General features: G+C 63.1%; 7 protein-coding genes. 5 read left to right on the top strand and 2 right to left on the bottom strand.

Annotated features, from left to right (window positions below):
- Nucleotides 1–119: 119 nt before the first annotated feature.
- Nucleotides 120–593 (bottom strand): thioredoxin-dependent thiol peroxidase, encoded by a 474-nt coding sequence (gene bcp, locus AWC14_RS07500; RefSeq protein ID WP_045385729.1) that lies wholly within the window; start codon nt 591–593, stop codon nt 120–122.
- Nucleotides 594–737: 144 nt separating this feature from the next.
- Between bcp and AWC14_RS07495 the strand changes: the two genes are divergently transcribed.
- The 5 genes from AWC14_RS07495 to AWC14_RS07475 all read left to right on the top strand — a co-directional run bounded on the left by AWC14_RS07495 (nt 738) and on the right by AWC14_RS07475 (nt 3752).
- Complete coding sequence (locus tag AWC14_RS07495) at nt 738–965, top strand: DUF3618 domain-containing protein (RefSeq protein WP_045385725.1); 228 nt, start codon at nt 738–740, stop codon at nt 963–965.
- A gap of 138 nt (nt 966–1103) precedes the next feature.
- A complete protein-coding gene (locus AWC14_RS07490) occupies nt 1104–1286 on the top strand; it encodes a hypothetical protein (RefSeq protein WP_045385723.1) in 183 nt (60 codons plus the stop codon).
- A 93-nt stretch (nt 1287–1379) separates the two neighbouring features.
- Nucleotides 1380–2435 (top strand): GH25 family lysozyme, encoded by a 1056-nt coding sequence (locus AWC14_RS07485; protein WP_052425720.1) that lies wholly within the window; start codon nt 1380–1382, stop codon nt 2433–2435.
- 149 nt (nt 2436–2584) lie between these two features.
- A complete protein-coding gene (locus AWC14_RS07480) occupies nt 2585–2881 on the top strand; it encodes a hypothetical protein (RefSeq protein ID WP_045385721.1) in 297 nt (98 codons plus the stop codon).
- 1 nt (nt 2882) lies between these two features.
- Complete coding sequence (locus AWC14_RS07475; protein WP_052425719.1) at nt 2883–3752, top strand: hypothetical protein; 870 nt, start codon at nt 2883–2885, stop codon at nt 3750–3752.
- A gap of 16 nt (nt 3753–3768) precedes the next feature.
- Here AWC14_RS07475 and AWC14_RS28040 read toward each other — a convergent pair whose 3' ends face one another.
- Nucleotides 3769–4347, bottom strand: coding sequence for a hypothetical protein (locus AWC14_RS28040; RefSeq protein WP_142281600.1), 579 nt, complete (start codon nt 4345–4347; stop codon nt 3769–3771).
- Between the last annotated feature and the right edge of the window lie 154 nt (nt 4348–4501).

Genomic DNA, 4501 nt, shown 5'->3' with positions numbered 1-4501 from the left:
GGCGATCGCCTGACCCACCGCCGACTCCATCCAAAAGGCCAAATTTCAGACGCCCTCAGGGGCCAGAATCCGCACGCCATCGACGCCGACCCACCAGAGCCCATTACATCAGCGGCGTCCTAGACGCCCAGGTCGCGCCGCAGCTTGGCCACGTGGCCCGTGGCCTTGACGTTGTACTGCGCGACGGCGATCTTGCCCTTCTCGTCGACCACGAACGTCGAGCGAATGACGCCCTGCACGGTCTTGCCGTACATCTGCTTTTGGCCGTAGGCCCCCCAGGCGGTCAGCACCTTGCGATCCGGATCCGACAGCAGCGGGAACGTCAGCCCTTCGGCGTCGCGGAATTTCGCCAGCTTGGCCGGTTTGTCGGGGGAGATGCCGACGACGTCGATGCCGGCGTCGTTGAGCTCGCTCAGATTGTCGCGAAAGTCACAGGCCTGCTTGGTGCATCCGGGCGTCGAGGCGGCGGGGTAGAAGTAGACGACGACGCGACGGCCGCGGTAGTCGGCCAGCGACACTGTCTTGCCGTCGGCGTCGGGCAGGCTGAAAGCGGGTGCTTTGTCGCCGGGTTGCAGGCGTGGAGTCTCGGTCAACACGGTCCCTTTCTACTCACCGGCGGCCGGCTACGCCGCCGGCCGCCCGCTGCGCCCGGCATACGCCGCGCTTGCGGACTTCACTAGGGTAGTGCGGGTGCACCCAGGCCAAGCCTCAGGTGCAGGAGGACAGGGAGGACAACAGTGGCGGACCGGGATCCCGACACCATCAAGCAGGAGATCGACCAGGCCCGCGAACAGCTGGCCTCGACCGTCGATTCACTGGCTGAGCGGGCCAACCCCCGCCGCATCGCCGACGACGCCAAGGCCCGGGCAATCGCATTCGTCAAGAAGCCCGCGGTGGCCGTCTCGCTAGCCGGTATCGCCGCTTTGGCGGCCGTGCTGGTGGTCCGCCGGGTCCGCAACCGGTGAGGCCGTCCGGGTTTGGAGCGACGCGGCCGAGCACGTCCAAGATAACCAGCCCACCGTCCGTTACAGTCCGGTCGAGGCGAACGGGGCGCGCATCCGAATCGCGCGCATCCACGCCCACACGCTGGCAGGAGCGGCGAAATGAAAGACACCGGCGAACCCGAACGACTCGGCGAAGTCCGCTACCAGGCCGGCGCGACCGCAACCGCCGTGCCCGACGAGCGCGGCAACCTGATCTGGGAGGTGACGCGGCACAGCGACGGGCTGGTGCGCACCACCCGCAAGCTGGCCCAGGTCAGCCACTGGAAGGCCGCGAATGGCTGACGTGGTTCGCTTCGCTACCACGAGTTGCACGAAGTGCGTCGTTGATGAGGAGTCTGCAGTTTCAACAGGGGGAAGGGTGGCCGGGGTCGCGGCATGACGCTCTTCTACCCAGATGTCAGTAATAACAACTGGTCCAGCGACCAAGACGCGATCAACTTCCTAGAGCAACTGATCCCACAAGGATTCGCTGGTGTCGTTCATAAAGTTTCCGAAGGGAATTATTACGAAGATCCGTACTGGCCCATCGTCTTTCAATGGTGCCAGCAGAACAGCGTGGTTTGCCTCGGGTACCACTACGTGACCGAAGACGATGCGGCGAGCCAAGCCCAAACGTGGCTCGGCAACAACGGCGGATCAGTTGCCATGGCGGACTGGGAAGTCAACGGCGGCGATTTCTCGAATTATCAGGCGGTGGCAGCGGCGTTCGAAGCGGCCGGGGTGACCATGTATGTCGGGTATTGCCCTCAGTGGTATTGGTCGGAAGTCGGCGGCGGCGACCTGTCGGGCATTCCGACGCTGATTTCGTCGGTCTACCCGGACGGGTCGGGTTACGCCAGCGTGGTCTACGCCGCCGCCGGCGGGGACTCGGCCGAGGGCTGGGACTCCTACGGGGGCGCCGCCCCGACGATTTGGCAGTTCACCGACCGCGCCTACATCCCGCCGTTCACAGGCATCGACTGCAACGCCTTCAAGGGCACTGACTTGGCGGCGGCGTTCGGCCTCGCCGCACCGACACCACCACAGGAGGACGGTTTCTTGAGCGGTTTGACACAAGCACAGCAGGAAGACATCTACAACCTGGTCGTGCTCTGCGCGCAGCAGCTCCTGGGTCTGCTGGAGCCGCCGATGCCGCTGCTGCCCGGCTCACCGACGTCGCTGGGCAGCGGGTGGGCGCAGCTCGGGCAGAACAGCAAGGGCCAGAACCTCACTCAGGTGGACGCCCTGAGCGTCACGGAGACGGGCAACCAGAATTCGTTGGGCGCGACCGTCGCGGCGCTGCAGAAAGCGATCGGCGCACCCAACCCGGACACCACCGGCATCCTCCGCGAGGTCACCGCCGCCGGCGGGTCGGGGATCCTGGGCCTGTTGTCGGGCCTGATTCAGTCGCAGCCGACACTCAACGTCCCCGGCTCCGGCAGCACCAAGTAACACGCGAAGCCAAGATCCGGAAGCTAAGTGTAAAAGCGGGATAATGGTTTAACGGCGACGCGAAAGAATTCCTCAACGCGCGACAGTCTGTAGCGCACAAGCGAAAAACGCCAACTAGGGAGGTAAGAAAACTCATGACAAGCCCTAACGTGGGTGCCACCGCGCAATCCGTTTCCGACAAGCTCGACGGCATCGGCCCATCCGGCCCGCTGAGCTACCGCGAAGTGGATCAACTCGCTCCGATGGCGATCTTCGGTCTGGCCTCCAGCGCGCCTTATCCCGAAGCGCCAAAGCAAACCACCACATCCGTTCTCGACGTCACAACCACGCTCGGCAAGATCCACACCGCCACCTATCAAGCGTCGGATGGCAATACTTATAACGAGTTTGACGCTTTGATGACGATCCTCGAGTGGGTGCTGGCGCAGAAGAAGGCCGCTGGCTGACGTGGCAACAACATGGTCGGACGTTTCCGACAAGCTTGACGGACTGTATTACCCGCCGCAATATTCGGGCACCCTGCCGATCGTTCTGATGACATGGTCGGGCGCCGGTGTGAGCATGTGGGACACGACCCCGCCCCAGCCGGCGGCTGTCGGGTTAGCCGCTGCGACAGCGTTCCCGCATGTCTTTTACTGGCAGCCGGTGGGCAACTACCCGGCGTCGATAGTAAATCCGCCTTTGGGTCAGTCGGTCGATGACGGGTACAACGAGGGTGTTCGGCTCGCGACCCAGGTGTGGACGGACAACCTGATCATCCCGCTCAGTTATTCGGAAGGGGCGATTTGTGGCAGCCACTGGTGGCGTGACTTTATTCTCGCCAACAACCTGGCTAGCCGGGTGCCGGCTGGCTTGATGTGGGGAAACCCGTGCCGCTCACCCGGTTTGGCGAACGGCAATGCCTACGCCGGATGGGGGATGCCGGGACTGGTTGACAATGTTCTGACGGGCGGTATCGCGGGACCAGATGACCTGACCCCGGACCAAACACCGTCGAACTGGCTGGATTTCGTCTGGCTGGGTTCCGACGGCGGGGCCACGGAGCTCTACAGCAGCTGTCCCGTTGGGCCGGACCCGTGGACCGCTGAAGCCCCGCCCGGCTACGTCGAAACCACGGTCTATAACGCCGTGTATGACCCCAGCCTCGGCACGATCGAACAGGTCGCCGCGGATGTCGGCATGCCGATTGCCGACGCCGAGGCCATCGCCAACGGATTGAATTTCCTTGGGGCTGGCGCCGCGGCTGATCACTACGATTACGACATCACCCCGATGGTCAATTACCTGACCAACGTCGTCGCTCCGATATTCGCATAGCCCAGGCGTGATCCGTTTAGACGGCCGCTAGCTTTGCCACCTGGTCGTTAAAGACTTTCACCGCATCGGTTTCTCGATCTAGGCCAGAAGTAGATTTGATAAACACGCCACGGTAGGTGCCGAAAACCGCGGCGTTTCCGCTCATGTCTGCCGCCCCCGCCCAGCCGGGTACTCCGGCGACATCGAGCGGTTTGATATGCCAGGTTACTGAGGGGATTGCCGGGCCGGAGCCGGTGACCGTGCCGCAGCTGTTCAAGAGAGTCTGTATGTCGGGGCGATCCGACGTCACAGTGAGGTGGACGTCCATTCCGCCCGGCCCCACCACACCGGCATAGCCGCTTTGCGGTGTGTCGTAACCCACTGCGAGAGGCCAGCATTCGGGTGGAGAAACTTGGACATCCACCCTATTCCCGTTGATGGCGCGAACGAATTTTGAGCCCGGAATATTCGGAAATGAGGACCGGTCAACCAACATTGACTCGGTCAACTGTGTGACGTCGGGTTTTTGTGATGGCGGCGCTTCGATGCCCGGCAGGTCGCCAGGAAGCCCCGCGGCGGACGGCGCAGTCGAGCAGGCGACCACGACAGTAAGCAAACCGATGGTCGTCCCAGCGGATAGTTCCCGTATAGGCGAACGGCGAGCGGGCATGATTCTCCGTTAAAGCTGGCTAACCCGGATTTTTCGCGGAATGTCGCTTGTTGCGGTGTGTAGATAAGCGAAAGTGCCTGTCCTGCAAGGGATAATTGGA

This window comes from Mycobacterium kyorinense (assembly GCF_002101735.1).
GTDB lineage: Bacteria > Actinomycetota > Actinomycetes > Mycobacteriales > Mycobacteriaceae > Mycobacterium > Mycobacterium kyorinense.
This window is presented reverse-complemented; position numbering and strand designations above follow the sequence as displayed.